Source organism: Mesotoga sp. UBA5847, from assembly GCF_002432735.1.
GTDB lineage: Bacteria > Thermotogota > Thermotogae > Petrotogales > Kosmotogaceae > Mesotoga.
In genome coordinates this window covers 84,049-108,455 of record NZ_DJGL01000083.1, presented here as the reverse complement: position 1 = coordinate 108,455, position 24,407 = coordinate 84,049, and the positions used below count along the sequence as shown (strand labels likewise).

The 24,407-nt window shown below is 44.6% G+C and carries 20 protein-coding genes; 4 read left to right on the top strand and 16 right to left on the bottom strand.

Features of this window, described 5'->3' with window-relative positions:
* Positions 1-31 precede the first annotated feature (31 nt).
* The 9 genes from tpiA to B3K91_RS10770 form a co-directional block, all read right to left on the bottom strand.
* A complete protein-coding gene (gene tpiA / locus B3K91_RS10810; RefSeq protein WP_292589851.1) occupies positions 32-1,999 on the bottom strand; it encodes a triose-phosphate isomerase in 1,968 nt (655 codons plus the stop codon).
* Between the two features lie 60 nt (positions 2,000-2,059).
* On the bottom strand, positions 2,060-3,055 hold the full coding sequence (gene gap / locus B3K91_RS10805) for a type I glyceraldehyde-3-phosphate dehydrogenase (protein ID WP_214079079.1): 996 nt from the start codon (positions 3,053-3,055) through the stop codon (positions 2,060-2,062).
* 12 nt (positions 3,056-3,067) lie between these two features.
* Complete coding sequence (locus tag B3K91_RS10800) at positions 3,068-3,433, bottom strand: YbaB/EbfC family nucleoid-associated protein (RefSeq protein WP_214059979.1); 366 nt, start codon at positions 3,431-3,433, stop codon at positions 3,068-3,070.
* Between the two features lie 2 nt (positions 3,434-3,435).
* The gene (gene dnaX, locus B3K91_RS10795) at positions 3,436-4,893 is read right to left on the bottom strand and encodes a DNA polymerase III subunit gamma/tau (RefSeq protein ID WP_292592958.1); all 1,458 of its coding nucleotides are present in this window, start codon (positions 4,891-4,893) and stop codon (positions 3,436-3,438) included.
* A gap of 136 nt (positions 4,894-5,029) precedes the next feature.
* A complete protein-coding gene (locus tag B3K91_RS10790; protein ID WP_292592956.1) occupies positions 5,030-6,394 on the bottom strand; it encodes an MATE family efflux transporter in 1,365 nt (454 codons plus the stop codon).
* A gap of 98 nt (positions 6,395-6,492) precedes the next feature.
* Positions 6,493-8,274 carry a M3 family oligoendopeptidase gene (locus B3K91_RS10785; RefSeq protein WP_292589852.1) on the bottom strand — a complete coding sequence of 594 codons (1,782 nt, stop codon included), beginning with the start codon at positions 8,272-8,274 and terminating at the stop codon, positions 6,493-6,495.
* On the bottom strand, positions 8,267-8,824 hold the full coding sequence (locus B3K91_RS10780; protein WP_292595145.1) for a hypothetical protein: 558 nt from the start codon (positions 8,822-8,824) through the stop codon (positions 8,267-8,269). Before B3K91_RS10780 ends, B3K91_RS10785 begins: the two co-directional genes overlap by 8 nt.
* Positions 8,821-13,302, bottom strand: a complete 4,482-nt coding sequence (locus B3K91_RS10775) for an MG2 domain-containing protein (protein ID WP_292589854.1) — start codon at positions 13,300-13,302, stop codon at positions 8,821-8,823. Before B3K91_RS10775 ends, B3K91_RS10780 begins: the two co-directional genes overlap by 4 nt.
* A gap of 15 nt (positions 13,303-13,317) precedes the next feature.
* Positions 13,318-14,307 carry a DUF1175 domain-containing protein gene (locus B3K91_RS10770; RefSeq protein ID WP_292592952.1) on the bottom strand — a complete coding sequence of 330 codons (990 nt, stop codon included), beginning with the start codon at positions 14,305-14,307 and terminating at the stop codon, positions 13,318-13,320.
* A gap of 181 nt (positions 14,308-14,488) precedes the next feature.
* On the opposite strand from B3K91_RS10770, the gene B3K91_RS10765 reads away from it, so the two are divergent.
* Positions 14,489-14,968 (top strand): nuclear transport factor 2 family protein, encoded by a 480-nt coding sequence (locus tag B3K91_RS10765; protein WP_214059889.1) that lies wholly within the window; start codon positions 14,489-14,491, stop codon positions 14,966-14,968.
* Positions 14,969-15,086: 118 nt separating this feature from the next.
* Here the strand turns inward: B3K91_RS10765 and B3K91_RS10760 are convergent, their stop codons facing one another.
* The 5 genes from B3K91_RS10760 to B3K91_RS10740 form a co-directional block, all read right to left on the bottom strand.
* The gene (locus B3K91_RS10760; protein WP_292592949.1) at positions 15,087-15,461 is read right to left on the bottom strand and encodes an FMN-binding protein; all 375 of its coding nucleotides are present in this window, start codon (positions 15,459-15,461) and stop codon (positions 15,087-15,089) included.
* A 145-nt stretch (positions 15,462-15,606) separates the two neighbouring features.
* Positions 15,607-16,950, bottom strand: coding sequence for a chromosomal replication initiator protein DnaA (dnaA, locus tag B3K91_RS10755; protein WP_292589857.1), 1,344 nt, complete (start codon positions 16,948-16,950; stop codon positions 15,607-15,609).
* A gap of 194 nt (positions 16,951-17,144) precedes the next feature.
* On the bottom strand, positions 17,145-17,324 hold the full coding sequence (locus tag B3K91_RS10750; RefSeq protein WP_214060720.1) for a ferredoxin: 180 nt from the start codon (positions 17,322-17,324) through the stop codon (positions 17,145-17,147).
* A gap of 31 nt (positions 17,325-17,355) precedes the next feature.
* Entirely contained in the window at positions 17,356-18,279 is a 924-nt protein-coding gene (locus B3K91_RS10745; protein WP_292589858.1) for a hydroxyacid dehydrogenase, read from the bottom strand.
* Complete coding sequence (locus B3K91_RS10740; protein WP_214060718.1) at positions 18,279-19,421, bottom strand: pyridoxal-phosphate-dependent aminotransferase family protein; 1,143 nt, start codon at positions 19,419-19,421, stop codon at positions 18,279-18,281. The genes B3K91_RS10745 and B3K91_RS10740 overlap by 1 nt, the downstream gene beginning before the upstream one ends.
* Before the next feature lie 352 nt (positions 19,422-19,773).
* Between B3K91_RS10740 and B3K91_RS10735 the strand changes: the two genes are divergently transcribed.
* From B3K91_RS10735 to B3K91_RS10725, 3 genes are all read left to right on the top strand, one after another.
* Positions 19,774-20,697, top strand: coding sequence for a 6-bladed beta-propeller (locus B3K91_RS10735; protein WP_292592947.1), 924 nt, complete (start codon positions 19,774-19,776; stop codon positions 20,695-20,697).
* A 29-nt stretch (positions 20,698-20,726) separates the two neighbouring features.
* Positions 20,727-21,713 (top strand): hypothetical protein, encoded by a 987-nt coding sequence (locus B3K91_RS10730; RefSeq protein ID WP_292592945.1) that lies wholly within the window; start codon positions 20,727-20,729, stop codon positions 21,711-21,713.
* A 788-nt stretch (positions 21,714-22,501) separates the two neighbouring features.
* Entirely contained in the window at positions 22,502-22,768 is a 267-nt protein-coding gene (locus B3K91_RS10725) for a hypothetical protein (RefSeq protein WP_214079068.1), read from the top strand.
* A gap of 281 nt (positions 22,769-23,049) precedes the next feature.
* On the opposite strand, the gene B3K91_RS13705 is transcribed toward B3K91_RS10725, so the two are convergent.
* Together B3K91_RS13705 and B3K91_RS10720 are read right to left on the bottom strand one after the other, a co-directional pair.
* Complete coding sequence (locus tag B3K91_RS13705) at positions 23,050-23,235, bottom strand: Pr6Pr family membrane protein (RefSeq protein ID WP_414674286.1); 186 nt, start codon at positions 23,233-23,235, stop codon at positions 23,050-23,052.
* Positions 23,236-23,244: 9 nt separating this feature from the next.
* A complete protein-coding gene (locus B3K91_RS10720; protein WP_292595142.1) occupies positions 23,245-23,550 on the bottom strand; it encodes a hypothetical protein in 306 nt (101 codons plus the stop codon).
* Between the last annotated feature and the right edge of the window lie 857 nt (positions 23,551-24,407).

The window sequence follows — 24,407 nt, the reverse complement described above, 5'->3', positions numbered from 1 at the left end:
GCCCGTTCGGGCGGTTGCTATATCGCTCTGATTAAGCGTAAATCTTTGCTATCGCTACCAGTTGGACAAAGCTCTCTTGAAGGCTGGCCCCTCCCACCAAACCACCGTCAATGTTCTCCATAGCGATTAGGGAATCAAAGTTATCCGGTCTGATACTGCCACCATAGAGAATTCTTGTTCGCTCTGCCACGCTGCACTCGTATAGCGACGATAATAAACTCCTTATGTACTTCATGGTAGCCTCGGCCTGTTCGGGAGTAGCCACAACACCAGTTCCGATCGCCCATACTGGTTCATACGCTATGATCACTTGCTCAACCTCACTCTTGTCAAGGCCGGCAAGACCTTTTCTGATCTGTTCTTCGAGAACCTGCTCCGTCCTGCCTGATTCCCGTTCTTGAAGAGTTTCCCCAACACAGAATACTGGAACTAGGCCCTCTCTTAATACTGCCTTGATTTTCTCGTTAGTCATCTCGCTTGTCTCGCCGAATATGTGCCTTCGTTCTGAATGACCAACAAGAACGTACTCCACCGCAAGGTCCGAAAGCATAGGCGCAGAAATCTCGCCTGTAAAGGCTCCACTATCTGCAGGATAGACATTCTGGACTCCGACCTTAATCGACGTGTCCTTGAGGATGTCTGCCACCCCAGCAACTGAAAGGCTTGTTGGAAATACTACAACATCAACGGCCTTCTCGTTACCGATTGAAGATGCAAGGAAACCGGCGAACATTCGCGCTTCATTGGGCGACTTGTTCATCTTCCAGTTTCCGGCGACCATTATTCTACGTTTTTTTTTACCTTCTTTAGTCGCTAGACTCCTTATACCAGGCATCTCTTTTCCCTCAAGCATCTCAAGAGAAGCCCCGCCACCGGTTGATACGTGAGAAACTCTGTCGGCCAAGCCAAACTTGTTGATAGCGGCTGCGCTGTCTCCGCCTCCGATAATCGTTACTGCACCCTTGAGCGAAGCCAGCGTCTTCGCGATCGATTCGGTTCCTTTCGCAAAATCATCGATCTCGAAGACCCCCATAGGACCGTTCCAAACAACGGTTTTGGCGTCAACCAGCTTGCTTCTGAATAGCTCAATAGTTGATGTCCCGATGTCAAGTCCCTTCCAGCCGGATGGGACTCCTTCATCTATGAGAACCGTCTTCGATTCACTACCTGCAGCGATTTCCTTGGACACAACCGTGTCAACAGGGAGGACGAGCTCAACCTTCTTCTCTTCGGCTTTCCTCATTATCTCCTTTGCCAGCTCGATCTTGTCCTCTTCAACCAGGGAGTCACCAGTTTGCTTCCCCAGAGCCTTAAGGAATGTGAACATCATCGCACCGCCGATTAGTATTCTATCGGCCTTCTCCAGAAGATTCGTAATGACTCCGATCTTATCGGAAACCTTTGCTCCTCCTAAAATGACTACGTAGGGGTGCTTGGGACTCTCAACGGCCATGCCAAGCATTTCGATTTCCTTCTGCATAAGGAAACCAGGTACACTGGTCAAGTACTGGGCAGCACCCACATTCGATGCATGACCTCTATGTGCTGTTCCGAAAGCATCGTTTACGTGAATGTCCGCGATCGCAGAGAGCCTCTTCGAAAACTCCGGATCATTCTTCTCTTCTTCAGGGTAGAACCTAACATTCTCCAGAAGAAGAATATCTCCGTTGTTCATCTTTGAGACAGCTTTCTCCACTTCATCTCCGATGCAATCAGGGACAAAGGCAACGGGCTTGCCGATTAGCCTTTCCAGACTTTTGCTAACCTTTTGCATTGAGTACTTAGGGTCTCTCTTGCCCTTGGGCCTCCCCAGATGGGAAACAAGGATTGTCTTTCCACCATTTTCGGCTACGTACTTTATCGTTGGTATTGCAGCCACAATCCTAGTATCGTCACTCACTTCACCAGTCTCTTTATCTAGAGGAACGTTGAAATCGACCCTTACAAGCACCCTCTTTCCACTCAAATCAACATCTCTTAGTGTTAGAACTTTAGACATCTCTTACCTCCTTTCCTCAATAAAACGGGGCCTCCAGGCCCCGTCAGAAAAAATCGAGAATTACATCTTCATCATTTTCTCAGCAAGATCGACTACCCTGCAAGAATAGCCATATTCATTGTCATACCAAGCGCAAACTTTCAAAAGATTACCCATCACTGCAGTAAGCTTGCTGTCAAATACTGAAGACACCGTTGTTCCGACAATATCCGAGGAAACGAGTTCTTCTTCAGTATATTCGACTATTCCCTTCAGTTCGTTTTCCGCCGCTTTCTTCACGAGCGCATTTACTTCCTCCACTGTTGTATCTTTTTCGAGAACCACGGTTAGATCAGTTATTGAACCGTCAGTTACAGGAACTCTCATAGCTATTCCATCAAGCTTGCCTTTGAGTTCAGGAATGACAAGCCCTACTGCCTTAGCGGCGCCTGTTGAAGTGGGTATCGTATTGGCGGCAGCAGCCCTCGCTCTTCTCAAGTCACTGTGAGGCAAATCAAGAATTCTCTGATCGTTCGTATAAGCATGGACCGTCGTCAAATAACCTTTCTGAATCTTGAAACTATCGTTCAAGATCTTTATTATTGGCGCAATAGAGTTAGTTGTACAGGAGGCATTAGAGACAATCTTCATCTCCGGCCTCAGCATATCGTCGTTGACACCAAGTACGATTGTCGCATCCACTTCACCCTTTGCAGGGGCAGTAATCAATACCTTTTTTGCCCCGGCTTCAATATGGGGCATTGTCTTCTCTCTGTTTCTGAAGACGCCTGTAGACTCAATGACCAGTTCAACGCCAAGGTTCTTCCAGGGGAGGTTTGCAGGACTCTTCTCTGCGAAAACTTTAACCTCCTTGCCATTTACAACAATCGCTCCATCCTTAGCCTCCACTGAACCCTTGAATCTCCCGTGAACCGAATCATATTTGAGAAGATGAGCCAGGGTAGCTGCATCGGTTAGGTCATTGATTGCAACTACATCGAAATCCCCGCGTTTTACCATCTCTCTAAAAACAAGTCTTCCAATTCTTCCAAAACCGTTAATTGCTACTTTGTACATCTCTTACACCTCCTAAAGTATATTGTCAGGTAGATTGAGCGATCCTGTAACCTTAGCCGTTTCTTCATCTCTTCTCTTCGCTACCTCTGCTAACGCCTCGTTTATCCCCGCAATTATCAAATCTTGAACAATCTCAAAATCCTCTTCTCTTATCTCAGGCTCGACCTCGATCGACTTAATGCGATAGTCGCAAGTTGCAACAACGTTTATCGCTCCTCCTCCGGCAGAAGCCGTCACCTCCAAAGTCTTGAAGGTTTCTTCCAGGCTCTCCATTTCTTCCTGTGCTTTCTGAGCCTGTTTCAGAAGTTCACTCATGTTTGATCCCTTCCTGGAACCTCCATAGTTCTTTCCGCCGAGACCTCTAAATTTCTTTGCCATTGTTAGTCCTCCTCAAGGTCTATCTTTATCTTTCCTTTATATATGTCGTCCTTCAGCCCCAAGCTTGAAATCACAAAGTTAACGTATTCCTGAGAATCTTTATCCAGACCTTCAAAGAGATTGCCTCCAACTGATTCATTGGAGAGAAGGAATCGTTTCCCGATTAAATCTTCTGCAATCCCGTTCAGCGACTCAAGTCTATCTTTCAGAAGATCGTAAGAATAGTTGCTGTCCGCTTCCAGAGTTAATACCCCGCCAGATTCGCTTCTAGTAATCTTCGAAAGACTTAGAAGAGTCCAGAGCAGAACGAAGTTGTTATTTCGAAGATGGTCGATAAGTTTGGACAAACTATTCTCTTCCGCAGTGTCTCTTTTTGGAGCTTTCTCGGACTTATCACTCGTTTCAAAAACTTCGCTTTTTACGTTTTCAGACTTACCAATTCTCTCTACTGCCGACTTCTCATAACCACTCTTCAGAAGGACCATTACTTCAAATGTTCCTCTCTTATCCTCGGCAAATTTGAGCTCTTTAGTGATCTCCCATAAAGAAAGCAAGAGCTTGAAACGCTCATCAGTTGATTCAGCGATCAGCTGATCCTTCACAGTATCGATCACCTGTTCAAGGAAGACTTCGTAAGTATATCCTGCAGACTGGATCTCTTCAGAGATTTTCAATATCGAAGCCGGCTCTCCCGAAGAAAATGCAGTAATGAACTCCTTAACAACTTCTTCGGGCAGAATACCAAGAGTAGCTCTAACAGATTCTTCACTAACATCACCCGAATAAGAGACAACTCTCTCCATAAGATTAACCGCGTCTCTCATGCCTCCGTGTGCGGCTTTCGAAATGAACCTCAATGCTTTGTCGTCATATTCCAAACCTTCAGATTTTGCGATTCTTTCCAGATAAATAGCTATGTCTCTTTCGATGAGTGGTTTGAAATAGAAGATCTGACATCGTGAAAGAACTGTTTCAGGAACCTTCTCAAGATTGGTAGTTGCAAGAATAAAAATCACTTTATCGGGAGGTTCTTCAAGAGTCTTAAGAAGTGCATTGAAAGCTTCCCTGGTCAGCATATGGAATTCATCAATTATGTACACTTTGAATCTGCCCATGACAGGTCTATACGATACTGCATCCCGGATTTTCCTGATCTCGTCAATGCCTCTGTAAGAAGCTGCATCCAGCTCAATGACATCCATGTGTGAAGAAGCATCAATCGCTTTGCATGAATCGCAAATACCGCAAGGCTTCTCAGAATCCTCTGCAAGACAGTTCAGCATTTTGGCGACGATCCTTGCACTAGTTGTCTTCCCGGTACCTCTAGAGCCAGAGAATATGTAAGCATGAAAAACCGAATCCTTCTCTATTGCTCTTCCTAGGATCTCTTTCACTTGATCCTGCCCAACCAATTCACTAAATTTTCTAGGCCTATATTTCCTATACAAAACCTCAGACATCTTAATCACCCGTTCATCTGAATTATAGCAGATCACCCAAAGTTTGTTTGCTGCAGAGATGACCGAAGTGAAACAGTTAGTGAAATTCATAACTAACTCATCCATCTGCAGCACTTGGGAATGAATTCGACTTTCGCTAGTAGACCCTTCTCTTCACCCACTTACCCTTTAAATAGTAAAAGACCATCACCGCAGCCTCTGCAATATCCGAGAATACATATGAAAGCCAGACCCAAACTATGCCGGCCTTCAACACGAACACTGCAATGACCAGTATTGGCACTTGAATAAGCCACCTGGATACTACGCTCCCCACTACGAACGGGAAGTTGTACCCGGACCCTCCGAAGACCGATGAGAGACCAAAACCGTATGCCAAGACAGAAATGCCGAGTGAGCCGTACTTCAGGAAACTGGCACCGTAAGCAATTATCTCCGGATCCTTATTGAACACAGCGATAACATGCTCGCCTGCAAAGAAGGCTATTAGTGCAAAGAAAAACATGAAAAAGAACCCGATTAAGGCAGCGGTTCTGGCTGTGGTTCTTGCACGGTCGGCGTTGTCAGCTCCCAGGTTTTGACCGACCATCGCAGAGCCGCCCATGCTAAGCCCTACAAGAGGCATAAACGCTAGTCCAAAAAGCCTCCCCGTCACTCCTACTGCCGCAACCGCAGCAGTCCCGTAGAAGGCAACGAACTTCAGAACTACTACAGCTGACAAGTTCCTGAAGAACCCCTCCAGCCCAGTTGGAAGCCCTATAGTCAAGAGCTTCTTGTCTATAGCTCTATCAAGCCTGAAAAGCCCGGACAGTCTTGGTTTTACGCCTTCCTTTCCTGAGAAAAGAATGTAGAATCCCAATAGAAATGCTGCTGATTGAGCGATTACCGTAGCGACGGCCGCACCAAAAACGCCCAGGCCAAATCCGGGAATGGATGTCCCCGGAATCTTTTCAAACATCATTATTGGGTCGAGAGAAATATTGAGAACACTCGCGAACATCATTATGTACATTGGACTCTTTGCGTCCCCTATGCATCTGAGAGCCGTGTTGACAGAGTAAGACGAAAACATCATTGGCAGGAAAAACAGTCTGATATAGCCGTAATCAAGAGCTGATCTCATTACTTTCATATCGTCAGTAAAAAATCCAAGCGATGGTTTTAGGAAGGAGGCAACTAGAACAGCGGAAATCAGAGCAACAATGAACTTGAAAGTAATTGTCTGTTCTATCGCCTTACTTGTTCCTTCGAAGTCCTTTTTTCCGAAGCCCTGAGAGATCAAGGAGATTGAGCTCTGCCCGATTATCGAATTGAGAATATCCACAATCCAAAAAAGAGTGGTGAAAATCGTAACTCCTGCAATTGCTTCGCCTGAGATGCGCCCAATCCAGAAGATGTCTACAATGTCGTAAACCATCTGTGCGCTGAACCCTATCATTGTAGGCACAGACATTATAAGAAGATTCTTCAGAATGCTCCCTTGAGTAAGATCCCTTGCCATTTTTGCCCCCTAGCTTACCTTGTGAAGAAATGTGAAAGAATGCCCGAGTCCAAAATGGACACAGGAATTATACACCCTTTCTAGAGATCGGAACAGGTCTAGATCATCTTCCTCAGTGTATCAAGGAAATTCTCCTTGATAAAACTAATTCCCTTTTGCCAAAAGACAGGATCTGAGACATCTATGCCTACTTTCTGCAGAAGAGATTTGGGAGATTCCGATCCACCGCTTTCAAGTAAAGCGATATACTTTCTTCTGAAGACAGCCCCATCCTCAAGGTATTTCCTGTACAAAGAAATTACGAGAAGCTGGGCGAAGTTGTAAGCATAACAATAGAAAGGGGTATGAAAGAAGTGAGGGATGCGAGCCCATTCGAACTCGCTTTCCGGGAGAAAATCAACGGTGTCGCCAAACATGAGTTTGAGCTCCTTGGAGTAAAGCTCGGATAGTTCTTCAAACGCCAGATACTCGCCTGACATTTTCTCGTGGGCAGAGATCTCGAACCTGGTGAACATGTTCTGCCTTGCGGTTGTTGCAAATATCTCTTCAATCCTGTTGACCAGAAAAGAGATCTTCTCCTCTCTTTCTTCAATGTTCTTCAAAAGAAAGTCCGTCATAAGCATCTCAGAAAAAACAGAGGCTGTTTCGGCCATTGTAAGCGGCGTATCATAGTTAACTAGGGTCTGTTTGGACGCCAGAACGCCGTGAAGGCCGTGGCCTAGTTCGTGTGCCAGTGTCAGAACATCGCTCATCTTGCCATTGTAATTGACGAGCACATACGGATGCATTCTTGGCGAGGCATACGCGCAGTAAGCTCCACTTCGCTTTCCCGGCATGATCGATCCATGAATATAATCCTCATCGAAGAATCTAGCAACTATACTTTCAATCCGGGGATCAAAGTTTCCCATAACCTCCAGAATCATCTTCTTCGCTTCCTGCCAATCAAATGTCCTGTCTGAAGTTCCAACAGGAGCATATATATCGCTGTGGAGAAGGGCTTCCCTCCCCATAATTATCGCCTTCAGTCGGTAATAGTCGTGAACAACAGAATAACCATCGGTGGTGGCGTCGATGATACAATTCACTGCCTCATCTGAGACTTCGTTCAGTTCGTTCCTCATTGAAATAGGGGAATCATATCCCCTCTTGTCTGCTTCCAAGTCCCAATCTCTGGAAAGAGAATTGTAAAGATTGGTCAGAACAATACTGTTTTCCTTCGCCTTTCTAAAGAGGCTTTCAAAGGCCTTCTTTCTAAGCTCCGAATCATGATCTCTTCTTAAAGTCTCCACTTCACTCTCTGTGAGCGTCTCTTCCGATGCACCGGTAGTAATTCTATACGTAAAACTCGATGTGAATTCATCATAGAGATTCAGAATCGCCTTCTTGCCCGTTATCTCTTTTAGAACCATAATTCTTTCTTCCGGCTCAGAAAGCATGTGCTTCCTTTGAGTTCGAATGAGATCGAGATGATGTCTGTAATCTGCTAGTTCGGTAGAATTCATAAGACTATTAAAGAAGTCCTCGGAGACTTTCGAAAGTTCGAGTTTCAGAAAGAGAAGCTTGCTTTCAAGTTGCGATTCAAGATCATCTATCTTACGAAGGAGCTTCTGAACAGCTGGTTCCTTAGAGTCTGTTGAGTGGCTCAAGAACGAGAACATCGATAATCTGAAAAAACGGTTCATAAGGTCTTCTTCTCTTTCAATAGCTATCTTCAGTTCGCTAGCCTTGACACTCTCGGTCTGAATTCTCCCTTTGAAGTCTTTAATAAGCTTATCACTCTCACTTATCAGAATTCGTATGTCTTCTTCCAGGGAGGGATCGTCCGGCGAACCGTACAATCTTGTGAGATCCCACTGAACCAGTTTCCCGTCACTCAATTCTTCGTTTACCTCCTTCTCCAAATTCTGCAATCAATTCTCCAAAAGATCTATTGCGAAGAAGCCTGGATACTTCTACCCAACAAGTATAACTGTACGAACGATATGTCATGAAATCCATCTTCGAGTAATCAAGAGTCTTGACCTCGTCAAGAGTGATTTCTTCTCGACCAACCCACTCACCCGTAATATAACAGACAATACCTTCTTCTAGCCAATAGGGAAGTTGGTAATCCCTCAGAATGAGATGGCTCATCTCATGTGCAAGCGTTCGCGGCAGGTTCTGAACTAGACTAAGCGGCTGCACAATAATCGTGTTTCCAGTTGCTGCAGCGAGAAACCAATAACCTATGCCGGAGAGTTCAGAGAACTCTCCGGCCGAGGAAGCGATAATTAGAATATAGGTACCGTTTACAGATCTTCCCGTTAGTCTTTCAAGCAAGCTTCTATAGCCTTCAAGCTCTGGCATTTCCCATGAGACATACGCGCTTGTGAAACAAAAAACCGTCACTTGAAGTAGCAAAATGACAACAATAGCTAGTGCTCTCATTCAACGTTCAGCATTACCGATTCTGTGTTTGCCCGATAGTCTGCATCGTACATTGCCCATGCCTGTACAGGAGGAATAATGAATTCCCCTCTGGTGAGAATTCTCCAGCTGCTTTTCGTCACGAACTCTCCTCCGTCATTGAAGAAGAAGGCTATGCGGTCGTATCTTGCATCCTTGAAGGTGTATCCCCACCAGTAGTAGTCAAAATAGTAGAATTTTGTGTATCCGAGTGTGTCACCCTCAATGTTCTCCTCAACGGAGATTCCTGTGGAGGGCAACATATCTTCGACCACAACATAGGGAACGGTATCGGGAATCCTTATTCTCACTTCGGAGACTATCGTCTCCCCGACTCTTATCGGGCCGGGTTTACCAAGCTTAACAGCGAAAAGCTCCATCGTGGCGTCATTGTAGTAACTGTATTCAACCGACCTGACGATTATCTCGCCATTGCTAATACCGAGAACATCGCCTTCGTAGATCTTGAGACCGAGTCCAAAGTTTGAAAGCTTCAGCTCACCGTCTACTATCGCAACAACCATCCCTTCAATAGTCTTGGAGGCACTTATTTCAAGAGAACCTACTTCGTCAGCCGACAGCGTCCTGATCGAAGTAACTACGGCAGGCGAGTCTATCTGAGGTGTGGTGAGAACGTGAGTATCATCCATGGGCACGGCTACCTTTCTTCTCAGAACCCTTTCGACAATCAGACCCGCGTTTTCGGCTTTGATTTCCTCTGACCTAACTGCCGTTTCTCCGTTAATCGATACCGCTACCATTTCAGAGCTTTCAATAACAATCGTCTTTCCAGTAATCGGTATTGTTATTGAATCCTCCAACCCGCCTTCGAAGACTACATCCCCGTCTTCAAAAACCACTTCAACTTCCGCATCCTTTGAAAGCGAGCTGCTAACTGATGAAAGTGAGAGAATAGCCATAGCGGTCGATGATGTTCTATACCAATAACTGCCGTTTCCCATCTTCAGGAGTCTTTTGGAAATTTCTGCAACTGTTGCAGAAGGTACATCTAGATCTACCGCAGCTTTCAGAAGGAAAGAGAGAGTAACCGTATCGTCAAAGAAATAGTTGAAACTGCTACCCGAGATAACGTCAGATGCGCCTAGGTCGACATACTCCATGGCCTCCTCAAAAAGTGCAACCGCCTTGGCGTCCATGTTTAGAGTCTCGTATGTCAGCGCGGTCAAAACGATCGAAGCAACATCATTCTTATAATCTACGATTGAGCTTATCGGGTCTCGCAGTTTCCTGCTGAACAGTGTAATGACATACTGAAGGAAAGGATCCGGCTTGTCTCTGTTAAGACTCTTCAATGCCGAGTACCCCATCGCGATTACATCCCTATTTATATCGTAACCGTTTTCTGTGGCAAGATATAGACCTAACATCACGTAAGACGTCATGAATGGAGTGCTCTGGTCATCTTTCCACCAACCCCAACCTCCGTCGTAGTGCTGATAGCCAAAGAGGCGTTCAAGACCATCGCCAACTACAACCGAGACTTTGTCTGCAAAAGACTCATCGGCACCTGCAAGTAGTTGAGAAGCCGCCAATGCTGGAAGAAGCCTACTCATTGTCTGTTCCACACAGCCATAGGGATAATCTACCAGATACCTTATTGCTTCAAGAAGAATTGGATCAATTGTGGAAGAGATGGTAACACTACCAATTGAGTCTTCCATAAATTCAATTACTCTATTTCCTTCAAGAAAGTCAAGGTCGCCAAATCGGATATATGAGTACCTTGGCTTCAAAGGAATTTCGTATTCAACACCGTCGGAGCCGCGACTTCCTTCAACAACAAACTTAACTCTGAGACTCTCTTCCTTCTCCGAAGGCAAGAGATCTCTTAGAACCATCTGATAGCTGAAGGAAAGACTTCCGAAGGCGTCAATAGTTGCTCCCTTCTCCTCAATGACTTCATCATCAACATAGAAACCGGTGATGACAGGCATACGAGTGTCAAGATTATTCTTCACGGAAAAGACTAGATTCACTGTATCGCCAGCGATCAGAAACTCCGGAAGGAAACTGCTAACGGTCATGGGCTTCCAAGTCTCGAAACTAGACTTCTCGTAGCTGAAATCTCCCGAAAAGTCGGCCGCAAGAGTTCTGACAGTCCATGTATCGAGATCTTCCGGCACAACAAACGACAGTTCTGCAAAGCCGCTCTCATCGGTGAAAGTTCCAACAGACCAGAAGGCGCTGTCGCTGAAAAGTTTCCTGGCTCTCACGTCCGAAGTCAAGCTTTCACCATTTCCACCACGATCGCCCATCCCGAAAGGAGCACCACCAATCACCTTAGATTCGGCCGCGGGTGGTTGAGATTCCAGTAGATCTCCTAGCTTGGCTATTGACGGGTAGGCAGAATAATACAGGTCGTTTATGCTTATAGTGTTGAAACCCCTGTTGAAGGGACTGCCCAGTGATTCCTTCCACCGATCGGAATCGCCTTCAAAGAGAGAAAGCATTGCCTGAGATACTACTGAAACCGTCAGTCCTACAACGGCGGGATTCCCTTCATCATCGAGGACCTGCAGCTTCATATTGACGGTATCGCCAGGTTCATATCTATCCTGAGTAAGCACATTGATTGAAAGATCTCTTGAAGCAGTCTCAACTTCGATGACTCTTGACTGAATAATCTGATAGTTCTTATATCCAACGATAAAGAGCATGAAGTTCTCGTAACCATAGTTCTCGGGGATCTCTATTTCGATAGTGTTCTTGCCCTCCGTAGAACTGAAAGGAAACTGCTTGAATTCACCCGAAAAATCACCAATGACCCAAAGATCCATTGGAGATGATGTATAGAATGATACTCTTGCCTTGGAGCCAGGAGCAGCAGACTCAACTGAATCCACCAGAATAGACCCGTAGTAGTCATAGTACCCACTAGTATAGACTGAATATCTGTTAACCACTTCCGGTTCATTTGAAGGAGCCCCGTTGGCCTCGAAATACACAACCGTATCCGGCGGGACGTCCCTAAGATTGATCAGAATCTCTGCCCTTCCACCACTGTCAGTGGAAAGTTCTTCCCTGAAAATGTTGATCTTAAGCTTCTTCTCAACCTGTTTTCCTTCGTCCATTAGAATTACAGGTTCTTCATACCACGCCTTCATCTCAAATGCCTTGGAAACAAGTGTATCGTTGTTCAATCTTGTTTCGATTTTCACGAGTGCTTCTTTATCGGTGAATCTGTAGTCAACATTGAAGTCGAATGTTCCCTGTACTACCTTGAAGTCAACCGTACTTCGTGACTGCATACCGGTATCGTCTGAGACAGTAATAACCGCGTAGTATGAACCGCTCTCAAGCTCTTCAGAGTAGCCAATCACCGCTTTACCCAGGCCATCAAGTCTCGCAGATCCATTGTCAATATACTGACTGCCCTTGTATATCGTGTAGTCTACTTTGCCAAGCGAGACGGGATCTCCGAAGTAGTACTCGGACAAAACGTTGATTGTAACTGCCTCTCCCTTTCTGAATGCCTTTGATGCAGATTCCGCTGTTGTGAAGAACGTAGGCTTTTTGTAGTCGGCAATCTGGAAGTAATAGTAGTCCTCGTTTCCTTCCCACCGGATGATAATCCTGTAGGATCCCCTGGTGATTTCGGAGTATGTTCGGAACGTACCACTAACAGAGCCAAGGTTATCCGGGCTCAACTCTTCAGTGAAGACGCTCCTGTTTAATGGATCTACTATTTCAACTTCTACAGAATTAGTTCTAGGTATTTGATAGCCCGAAGATGTTATCTCCCTTATGAAAGCTCTGAAATTAACAACTTCACCGGCTTTGTATGCCGGTCGATCAGTGAATATCAGAGAGATGTTTCGAGACGAGAAATAGTAATCATACTCGCCCGGCCTCCACAGGATCGATCCATTGGCAGATTGAACAAGTATTGCATCTCCTGTCGTGGGAAGATAGTCAAAAACGAACACTCCATTTTCTGTCCGTCCCAATAACTCCCCGTCTATGAGTCTGTAAAGGGAGAAGCTGTCAATGAAGCTGGAATCTTCCTTTTTCCAGAGTCTCATCATCGCTCCATCTTCATAAGCAAGCAGCTGAGCTCCAACCATACGATAGCTTGTCATCAGTTTGGCACTTCCTGACTGCGACGAAACAACAATCAGTCTTAGGCCCATTAGAGCTTTCTCGGGCAAGTATATCCTTTGTTTCTCCTTTACTGTCTGCCTGAAAGCGTAGAGTGGATCGCCGGAGATTCCGACATCCCCGATGGTGATCGCCCCAGTAAGATCCTGCTCGTCCAAATCATAAATCTTGATATCGATGTAGCTATCCTTGTCGTCTGTGTATATGGTAGGTGGATAGTCCATAGAGTACAACTCTACGAAAGATGATCTAAGCTCATAACCGTACTGCTGAATTTGAAAAGCAAGTGCCGTTAAACCTGTGAATAACAGAATAATAAGAAACACCAAGATTCTTCTCATTGCCTTCACTCTCCATCACTTGCGGGGTAGAAACTTGAAGGAATATACCCCGAGATAGTTTTCGTTGTTGTATATTGGCAACCATTGATAAGGCATCGTTCGTAAATAATCATCTATTCTCCAGAGCTTCAGAACACCTGAATCACTTTCGGAAAGAGGTCCGGTATGATAGATCAACCCATCGCCAGTGTATATCATCGAGTGAAAAGTTGATGGAGAGGGGTGGTGAAAAAAGATTATATCTCCAGGTCTTGCAACGCTGAGATCTCTTCCCTCAAATACCATACTACTACGAATCAGGTTGTAAGCATCGGCAAAATAAGTGAATTCTCCGGTGTTACTGATGAAGATTCTATTCTTCAGAATTGGTATATCCGGGTAGTTGTACTTCTTAACGTCAGGTACCGCTTGCAAGTCTATTCCTGTCTTTTCGTACCAAAGCTCTTTGTCAATACCCGAATCAAGAAACCACTGTTCATCATGCCTTTTGAGAGCCTCTCTAGCTGCGAATCTTATTAGCCCGCTGCAATCCCGCTCTTGAGAGCTCCACCTGCTGGAAAACTCAATAACCTGATAAGCTGAAATATTCACAAACCAAGTTCTGAAGTTCTCTGTATCTTCCAAATCAAGCACTAGATTGTCGGGGAAGCCATCTGAATTGATATCGATGAAATCCTCGAACTCTAGAGAGACAGTCTTACGTGCTTTGAATAGTCCTTGAAACGAAATAACAACTACCGCGTCGCTATCGTCAGCAACGAAAGAGTATTGAGTATACCCTCGATCGGCTGACAAGCTTTCCAGGGTTGCTCCTCTCACGTATGTTAAGGAAGGCCTTCCGAAAAGCGAATCAGGAACCTTAACTGTGAAAGCGTCGCCACGTCTAATACCGTTTCTATCAACTACTATCCGTTCAAAACTACCTCTAAAACTCAAATATGTCGCAGATAGGAAAGTAGTTATCAAGAGAGCCAGAACGAAATACACAAGACTGATTCTTTTCAATGCAATCCCCCTCTGTAAACCATCATACTCCTTCAATGATAGGACTTTGGATAGAGGTTTTTGTTCGGGAAAAGCAGATAGTTTGATCCCCCTATTTGTAGGTTCACTTATTCTTTTGAAAGATTCTTGGATAAGCAAATCTGTTATTATTAAGAGAAGAAGATGAGCGGGGGGTGACGATATGATAAGGAGAAGAGCCTTTTTTGCTACAGTGGTGATGATTATCTCTATGATTCTCACTTCTGGTTGCGTTGGATATATACTGGCAAGACCCGACAGCTTGATTGCGAGGCTGGAGCGCGAGATCAACAGGGGCAGGGAAGACAGAATTCTTGAGCTCTACGCAGAAGAGATTTGGATCGCCACTTCGGGAAGTCCATTAGGAAGAACGCTTCCAAAAGACACCGTTGCCTCCTTCTATGCGGACTTCTTCGAACTCTACGATGGCATTAGTTACACTGTTGAAGTAGATAGAGTTGAAAGAGACTCCCGAGAAGCAACAATGACTGTGTCCTTCACTCTCGACTATTCATCTGGGGAAGAGAAGTATTCAAAGAGCGGCGAGAGTATGATCTTCTTGACGGGAATTGATAGTCAATGGAAGATTTCCGGAGAATTCAACAATCCGATTATCAGTTTATTTGAGCCTGCTAGCATGTAATTGCAATAATATAATAATATGAAGTGGTATTCATATTCTTTACAAAACACGTAAGACGATGCAGCGCACTATATCGGCTTTTTGCTTTGGAATCTATCTGTTCTTCATGAACGGTGATCTAATCTTCGATTCCGCCTATTGCCGCCTTTACCGCTGCAACAATTGACTCACTTGTCGCTGTGGCTCCGGTAATCACATCTACATCGAGACTCTGAGCTTCAACAATTCTTTCGGTTAAGGCTTCTGCACTTCTAGCATACCTGTCTGAACGATTCTGAACAATTCTTATCTCAATTATCCTCCCATCCAGTATTTCAACCTCAAGTCCAACGTAACCTTCTCGTCCAACATACACTCCATCTTCCAGATTGCCAAATGGTTGTGAATTGATCTGTGGAATCTTCTCAGGCCTATTGACTTGCCAGTTGAATACTACTCCGATTATCACCATAGCGAGAGCCAAGAAAATCGAAACGCTAATCGTGTATTTCATCGATACCTCCCATCCATAAAAAGCTTGTTAAGAAATTATCCCTCGCATCACAACCCGAGAGATTTCCTGAATGAAATATTCGGATTACTTTTATCGGCTATTTTCCGAAAATCACGTAACTCATTTCTGATTCAGGTCCAAGAGGTCAAACGGCAGCGGAATTCGAAGAGAGCATCCCGATAATGTCATCAAACAAGAGCTTTGTGGCACCCTTACCCATCATGACGCTTTTATCAATCTTCTTCAGAGAGTGAATCACTGTTGAGTGCTGCTTACCGGTTTCCCTTGCTATCTCCGTTACTTGTTTGCCGAAGTGGTTTTTCAGAATGTACATTGTCAGCTGTCTGGCAAGAACTATATCTTTACTTCGACTTCCCGATTCAATCTCCTTTCTGGTAACTTTCATAATCTTCTCAATAGCAGCATAGATCTGGTCTATCGGTCTCTGAGATACAGGAACATTCACTGATCCCGTAAAAGACTGAAGTATTTGAGTTGCCAGAGAAAGGTCTATCTGTGATCTGAAAACACTGCTGTGAACTATCAACTTTATGATTGCGCCTCTAAGTCTTCTTAAGTTTCCGTCGATATTGTCGGCCAAAACTTTCGCCACATCGTCCGGAAGTGAAACGGACTCTCTCTGAGCAAGCTGTTTAGCAATATGAAATCTCGTAGAAGGCTGGGGTTCCTGGATCGACATAAGCATGCCCATCTGGAATCTTGATTTGAGTCTGCTATGGAAAGTATCAAGCTCCTCAGGATTTCTATCAGAGCATATTATCAACTGCTTTCCCGAATCGTGAAGCTCATTAAATGAATGAAAGAACTCGTTTTGAACTCCTTTCTTCCCAATTAGAAACTGGATATCGTCGATCAACAGAATGTCGGATTTCTTTCTGTAGTGGTCTCTGAATTTTTGAATGTTGTTTTCTTTAATAGACTGGATCATGTCGTTCATAAACTGCTCGCTTGTTATGTATAGCACCTTCTTGTCGGGAAAACTGTTCATCGTCTCTTGAGCGATTGCCTGCAGGAGATGTGTCTTACCCAGCCCAACATCTCCGTATACGAAGAAGGGATTATATTTGCCCGGATTCTGGGCAACATCAAGCGCAACTTGGTAGAGCGCCTTATTCTCGCTCCCGACAACGAAATTGCTGAATGTGTATTCCGGGTTTAGGTTGGAAATCATCAGCGGCTTTCTTTTCAACAGAGAACCGGAAACTCTTGAATCGCTTTGCTCCTCCGAGTGGGTCTCTTTGCTTTTGTAGATTATTTCGAAAGGCATTTTCTTTCCAAGGATACTTGATATTGAATCGGAAATGACTCCTCCGTATTTTGTCTGGAGCCAATCCTTTATGAATAGATTGGCAACAGAGAAAACCACTTTCTCATCTTCGACTTCTTTCAATTCAAATGTGGAGAACCAGTTGTCCCACGTTTTCTTTGAGACCTTCTTCTTAAGAGTGCTTATTATAGAATTAGACACAACGACCTCCACGGATGATAGCTGTAACCCTGAAGCGAACCGCATAATAGGAAATAACGAATAATATGTAGCTCCGAAGCAATTACTACTATACCAGACTTAACACGCAGAAAAAATAGACAAATTTTGTGTTCCACTATAGAAAGGGGCAGACCATTTGTCTGCCCCTACATGTGATTGTTAAGAATTGGAAACTATTCTACTTTTATTGACTGAACTGGACAAGAATCAGCGGCATCCTGAGCACAAGCCGCTTCTGTCTCCGGAACAATCACCTCTGCCTTTCCATCATCATTCATTCTGAAGACTTCGGGACATATTCCTTCGCACACGCCACATCCAATACAAGTATCTTTGTCTACGTATACTTTCACACTCACACCTCCACCAGAAAAATCATGTGCATTATATCATGATCTTGCATTCTTCTACGATTATCTTGGCCATCTCCAGGCCAACTCTCTTCTGACCCTCCGATGTACTTGCTCCTACATGAGGAACGCAGATTACGTTCCCCAGTCCGATAAGTTTCCTTCTCAACTCGTCGGACGGCGGCTCTACCTCAAAAACATCAAGGGCTGCTCCAGAAACCTTACCTGAAACCAATCCGTTGTAGAGTGCCTGTTCATCTATGGTCCCGCCTCGGCTTGCATTGATAATAATAACGCCGTCCTTCATCAGGGAGATCTCTTTTTCGCCAATTATGTGTTTCGTTTCGGGAGTGAGGGGTATGTGGAGCGATATTATATCCGATCTCTCAATAAGTGAGTCAACGGTGTCCATCAGATCGACTTCCAAATCGGTTTCCTTAACAAAAGGATCGTACGCACAGACGTTCATTCCAAATGCCAATGCTCTCTTTGCTACTTCCCTGCCTATTGCTCCAAACCCGATCAATCCTATAGTCTTGCCAAAGATCTCGGTACCCTTGAGCTCCTTCTTCTCCCACTTTCCTTCCTTAATTCCGTAAGTACCTCTTGGAATATGTCTGACCAGTCCAAGAAGCAATCCGAAAGTCAGCTCAGCCACCGATATCGCGTTCGCGCCAGGCGTATTTCTAACAAGGATATTGTGTTTCTTTGCCGCCTCGACATCTACATTGTCCAACCCAACTCCGGCTCTTGCGATTAGCTTGAGTTTCTTCCCTGCCTCGATTATCTCTGATGTGACTTTCGTCGCACTCCTGACAACGAGCACTTCAACCTCAGGCATTATCTCAAGCAAATGATCTCTATCGAGATGCTCTGCAGATATCTGGAAGAGATTGCTTTCTTCGAGTATCTTCATAGCGGTTTTGTCCAGAGGATCGTTAGCATGCAGTCTGAGCATCACGCACCCTCCTTTTCGAATACTTCCATAGCGACTTTCGCTCCGGTCCCGTACTCGACATTGAAGCCGAGTCTTCGCAAGACTTTCTCAAGAGCCGTTAGGGCAATTACTACGTCATAGTCGGACATGTAGCCGAGGTGTGCAATTCTGAAGATGTTACCTTTCATCGTGCCCTGTCCTCCTGCGATTGTTACGCCATATTCGTCTCTCATAATAGAGACGATTTTGCCGCCGTCGACTCCTTCAGGTACTTTGACAGAAGTGAGGACGTTTCCCGGTCTCTTGGAAAAAAGCTCCAGCCCCATTGCTTTTATGGCTTCTCTTGTTGCCTTTCCCATCAGTTCGTGTCGTGCCCACACATTCTCCATGCCTTCGTCAAGGAGCATTTTTACTGCAAGGCTCTGCTGATAGATCAAATTAACTGCGGGCGTCCATGGAAGAGGGTCTTTGAGATATTTCTTCAGATTAAAATAGTAGCTTGTGGATTTCGTGTTCTTAGCCTTTTCAACGGCTTCTTTGCTGAATGATATGAAGGCCAGTCCAGGAGGCAGCATGAAACCCTTCTGGGAACCGGAGACAACGATATCCAGTCCCCACTCATCCGTTAGCAAGGGCTCTGCAACAAGACCGCTTATACCATCAACCGCAATCAGCTTGCCGGCCTTCTTCACAACTTTGCTGATACCTTCGATATCCATTACAGTGCCTGTGGATGTCTCACTAAGAGTTGTCAGAACTGCAACCGCATCCGGGTTGGCATTGAGGGATTCTTCAACCATTTCCGGAGTGTAGAAATCTCCATACTCCCTCTCCAACAAGACAACATCTGCACCAAAAGTCTTTGCTAGCTCAAGCCATCTTTCGCCAAACTTTCCAACACTGCAAACTATAACTTTCTCGCCGGGATTTACAATATTCGTGACGGCCATTTCCATGGCACCTGTTCCTGAAGAAGCTAGAATGAATAGATCATTCTCCGTCTTGAAGACATTCTTAGTGCCGCTTACCGCATCTTCAAAGATTTTTTTGAACTGTGGAGTTCTGTGATGAATAGTATCCCTAGCACCTTCAAGTAGTACATCGATAGGAACCGGTGTCGGTCCGGGAGCAAGTAGGTAATTCTTCTTAATCATCTTTGCCAATTGAGGCACCTCCAATTTAATTTGGTTTTTGGTGTTCATTCTATGTTAGGGTATGTACTTGCTAAATTGAATCACCATCGATTATGAGAAATAATCAGCGACATCTCATCTATAGTTTAGAACACGTAGCTTTATGTGGCAACGCCCGGTAACCTCAAACAAGGACAATGATTGTTGGTAGAAGCATCACATCACGTTTATACTTGGTTTTGCGCCTTCCTCGTTCCTTCATTTTCATTTGCGGCCGAAGACCCGGAATCACCCGATACGAGTGTATGAAATCGTTCTGTTTTGAGCATCAGGGATGATAAGATCAGACAGGCAAAATGAGATGCCAAAAGGGGTGGATTTTTTGAAGTGGTTTGCCATTCTTACAATTCTAATTATTTCTTCTATTTCGTTGCTAGGTTTGTCCGTGACTTTCGAAAAGTCATGGGGGTCTCAAGGGAACAAGGACGGACAGTTCAGTGACCCTCAGGGGCTTGCCTCAGACGGGAAAGATTTCATTTACGTAGCCGACACACTTAATCATAGAATTCAGGTTTTCGACAGCACCGGAAAGCACCAAATGTCCTTCGGAAGGTTTGGCAGCGAGCGAGGTGAATTCCTTTTCCCGCATGATGTTGTCGTAGATTCAAAAGGCAGTATATACGTCGCTGATTCCCAGAATGGCAGAGTTCAGAAGTTCGATAACGAGAACAAGTTTGTGAAGTCTTGGGGAAGTAAAGGTGCAGAACCCGGTCAGTTTGACGGACCTATGTATATTGCAATCGATGGCGCAGACACAATATATGTAGGCGATGCTTTCAATCAAAGAGTTCAGGTTTTCGACGGGGAAGGAACTCTTCTGCTGACAGTAGGCGCAAAGGTAAACATGTTCGAGGCAATGAACCCCGGCAATCTCGCCTCAATATCGGGGTTGAGCGTTGACAGCAATGGAAACATCTACGTATCGGACGACATAATGAGAAGAATCCAGAAGTTTGATTCCCAAGGGAACTACATTTCGAACTGGGCCTCAACCTATGAAGGCAACTGGGGCCAGCCTGGAGAGTCTGTGGTAGATCGTTTTGGAAATCTGTTCTTTATAAACAAAATGACAAGTATGATACTAGTTCTTGATCCGGACGGGAACTTCCTCTTTGAGTGGGGAGGTGTAGGAACTACAAGTGGTTTATTTACGAAGCCTTTCAATATATGTGTCGACGGTAAAGACAATGTGTTTGTACTGGAGCAATTAGGAAATAGGATTCAAAGATTCAAGATCAATTACTAATCAAGGTATAGGACAAAGGAGGTTGGTTTATGAAGAAATTTTCTGTTTTGCTGATTTTGATAGTCCTTATCGCCAGCTCCGCTTTCTCCCAGCGGTTATTGCCACAAGACAGTGCGAAGTTCATCAGTATTGTAACTGACGGAACTTTCAATAATTTCCCCGATGTGCCCATAGGCGAAGCCTTTGACTCATTCTTCGAGATGTCAAGATGGAAGCATTTGAAGGAAGGAACGCAAAACATTGTTGAGTTCAACGGCAGCTTCGCGGATGAATATAGGGGAAGTTCAACGGTTCTGATGCGATTCTCGGTTGTAGAAGAGGACTCTACCTTCACATTGAGCTATTGGGAGATCAATGGAGTTCCTCAGGATAATAGCGGCCAGTACGCTTTTTTGGAGAGGATCTTTCTTCCCGATAGGGCTGCTGTAGCAATCTCCATAGTAAGAGACGGTTTCTTCTACGAATTCCCCGACAGGGTAATAGGAGAGTCTTTCAGCAGCTTTTTCGCCGATAGTTACTGGGATTACTTCCTTACTTCCGACAATCTAGACGTTGTAGAGTTCTCGGGCTTCTTCTACAGCAACGACGAGCTTGTTGAAGCTCTCTTCCAGTTCATAGTAAACGTCGATGAACGGACCTTCGAGATCGCTTACCTCGGAGTTGACGATGTTACTCAGGACGATACGTTGATTAATACGTTGTTGAACTCAATCTTTGCATCGAAAATCACGGACGTCAAGAACTCATATTTCGACGTGTACTACAACTGGATGACGCTAGGGGAAGCCTTTGACAGTTTCTTCTACGATCCATACTGGGACTACTTTCTATCAACAGATGATCTCGATATTGTAGAGTTCTATGGAACCTTCGACCTTGGAGGGATTCCAGCAGAAGTGTACTGCCAATTCGAAGTATATGACGATGGCAGCTACGATCTGTATTACTGGGAGATAGATGGATACCATGAAAGCATAAATACCTTCTACCTGCTTCTTGAATTGATTTACTACTGAATCTTGTAGAGAGGGCTCATCAGGGCCCTCTTCTTTTCCGCTTTCAAACTGAACAGATCTACGAAATAATCGGCATGAAATCGACAAAACTCTATTTCAAGGTTTTTGTTGAGCGGTGGAACCGAAAGATAAATGCGTCACGATTTTCAAGGGGCTTTGCTAGCGGGTAGTTTTAGGTCACCCTTCAATAAAGGAGGGATGTTATAGAAGGTTACTTGGAGGTTCTCATTCTTCACGAGATGAACAATACCGTTAGGGAAGTCATAGAATGATAGTGCAGGAAAGACCAAGCGGTTACTAGGAGCTCCAAGAAGTCCCCAAGAACACAGAATGTCAGAACATTGATTCACGGGTTTCAAGCAGAACATAATGTTAACGAGCGAAAATCCTTTCAAATTCTCCCTAGTGTTTATTACGAAAACTCTTCTAGCAAAGCGACAATTGGAAAATGCAATCACCTACAAAGCTTTGGAATGCAGATGCTAATGCATTGAGGGAGTTCTAGCATACGTTTTGGAACTAGAGATGCTCAACTACTCTAGGGAAGAAAGGAGAGATCACTTGGTTCAATTCGTATTTCCTCTTTGTTCTTGAAGGGATTCGGTCAAAGCAGTGATATCGAATCTCGATTATTCAATGAACAGCATAATTAAATCTACGTGGAACTCCACGATCTGTTTGCTGATTAGGTGATGCTATTCGCTCCGTCCAAGTTGAGAATCTAAGGAAACTCTAAGGAATGGATAGTAATATCTTGTGTACTGCTTGAATGAAGGAGGTGCATAGGGATGAAGAAAGTAGTCATAATCGTACTTGTACTTTTCCTGGCGGCAACTCTAACCTATGCTGTTGGTCAGCAACTCAGAGGAAACAAGGGCGCTAGACTTGCTTCCGAAGAGTGCCCGCGTTTTGCTGAAAGAACTGAAGCCAACGTAGGAGAGTCATGTCCTAATGACGGAGAGATGCTTCAGAAACGCTTGAGAAATGGTAGTTGCGAAGCGGGGAAGTCTTTCGGCGAAGGAAGAGGATACCGCAAAGGTTTGGGAACACGCTAACAGCGAGTTGTTAATTCTCTTAAGGAGGGCCTAGCCCTCCTTTTCTTAACTTACATAAGGACAAGAGATATGAATCAATACAAACTGACTTCTAGGTCAGTTTTCTAATCAAATCCGGTTATTATTCTTGAATAGATTTGCAAAGCGACCGCCAGAAAGATGTAGATAGTTCAAGAAGACCATTAGATACTTGGTCGCAATGAAAATCAGACCGACAACAAGAGTGAAGATGAAGAGATTTAGATATGAACCAATTCCGTTTGGATAGGTCGCAGCGGGGTCTAGAAACCAGTAAGGAAAAAACCTGTTATGGCTCCTCGAATCACCGAAACAACCGCGTAGGAAAGAGGATATACTGCCCAGAGCAAGGGATAGAAAAACCTATATGATTTCCCTTCTTCAAAGATTAGCCAGAAGATTATCGCGAGAAGCGGTGTAACGTAGTGCAAAAGGTTGTTAGCGAACAGAGCCTGTCCTCAGGGCCTATAGCGGTCCGAAAGAAGGAGATGGTAAATAGTCATAGTCACTGTTATCCACAACACCGAACCACCCGTGATAATGCGCAGTAATCCGGCTGTTATTTGTGATTTTGCTGTCTTTACGGAGAATACTGCATTCAAGAGGGCGACTATTGCGACTATCAGATTCGTCTGCAAAGTGTAGTAGCTCAATTGCATCAGTGCTCCCGAAAGATTCCTGGACAATAACAGTTGAAAGGCTATTCCAGAAAGAGAGATACAGAACAACGATAATTGAGAAATCAGATTCACTTTCCTTTTCACTTTGAGCTCCTAGTATCGAAGAATTCGGTGCGCTCGTAATTCAGCTCTCGGAAGAGTTTTGAACTCCAATGATTCACAGCCAACATACTGAATAATAGAATCTGCTAGTCTTAAAGTCCGTATTAGTAGGTTTCGGAAGGACTGAATCCAGGAGTATTGATTTCCTCGAGTGTCGACTCTCTCCAAGTACCTTTCTTTTTATAACAAGGAAGTATAATAACATTGGTGTTACCTAATTTCAAAGGAGGCCATTTGTGAGGCTATTTGATCTCGAGCTGAAGCAGCTTTGTGAAGAAGATGACGCTTCGGAACTAGCCCGATCCGTTAATACAACTCCGGAGAAGGTCAGAGAACTCACTTAACCTGTGTCCCTACGCTTTTAAAGGGGCTTTTGCTCTACTGCTCGACTGAGCAAGGTTTTGAATCTCTCAGCAAAGGGTTGAAGAAGCATCGGGAAGATACTCCAGAGAATGTCCGTATATCCATCTCAGCCGTTCACAAGACCAAAGAGTCTGAGATGCCTAAACAGGACTATGTGGAAAATGAAATGAAGAAGAATCTTGGGAGCCGACAAAACTATAGCCCAATCGTGTTTCAGACATTCTTCGGCAACTGGCATAGTTGCTTCTGGTGGTCCTTGACAAGGAGTAAAAAGATGAAAATGCTGATTCCGAGCCAACAAGTGATTGCTTTGTAAATAGGGCAGCGGCGGAGATGTTTAGAGGATGTCATCCTATTTGCTTGACAAGAGCAAAGAGGGGCAAGTTGTTGATTGCGAGAGTTCCTCCGTTGGGGACTTGCTCAAGAAATGGCCAAGTGAATCATGTAGTTGTAACAGAGCAGTTGCGGGATAGTTT

Coding starts and splice junctions, on each gene's coding strand:
- tpiA (WP_292589851.1), bottom strand. CDS start 1,999: ATGTCTAAAGTTCTAACACTAAGAGATGTTGATTTGAGTGGAAAGAGG.
- gap (WP_214079079.1), bottom strand. CDS start 3,055: ATGTACAAAGTAGCAATTAACGGTTTTGGAAGAATTGGAAGACTTGTT.
- B3K91_RS10800 (WP_214059979.1), bottom strand. CDS start 3,433: ATGGCAAAGAAATTTAGAGGTCTCGGCGGAAAGAACTATGGAGGTTCC.
- dnaX (WP_292592958.1), bottom strand. CDS start 4,893: ATGTCTGAGGTTTTGTATAGGAAATATAGGCCTAGAAAATTTAGTGAA.
- B3K91_RS10790 (WP_292592956.1), bottom strand. CDS start 6,394: ATGGCAAGGGATCTTACTCAAGGGAGCATTCTGAAGAATCTTCTTATA.
- B3K91_RS10780 (WP_292595145.1), bottom strand. CDS start 8,824: ATGAGAGCACTAGCTATTGTTGTCATTTTGCTACTTCAAGTGACGGTT.
- B3K91_RS10775 (WP_292589854.1), bottom strand. CDS start 13,302: ATGAGAAGAATCTTGGTGTTTCTTATTATTCTGTTATTCACAGGTTTA.
- B3K91_RS10765 (WP_214059889.1), top strand. CDS start 14,489: ATGATAAGGAGAAGAGCCTTTTTTGCTACAGTGGTGATGATTATCTCT.
- B3K91_RS10760 (WP_292592949.1), bottom strand. CDS start 15,461: ATGAAATACACGATTAGCGTTTCGATTTTCTTGGCTCTCGCTATGGTG.
- B3K91_RS10745 (WP_292589858.1), bottom strand. CDS start 18,279: ATGCTCAGACTGCATGCTAACGATCCTCTGGACAAAACCGCTATGAAG.
- B3K91_RS10730 (WP_292592945.1), top strand. CDS start 20,727: ATGAAGAAATTTTCTGTTTTGCTGATTTTGATAGTCCTTATCGCCAGC.
- B3K91_RS10725 (WP_214079068.1), top strand. CDS start 22,502: ATGAAGAAAGTAGTCATAATCGTACTTGTACTTTTCCTGGCGGCAACT.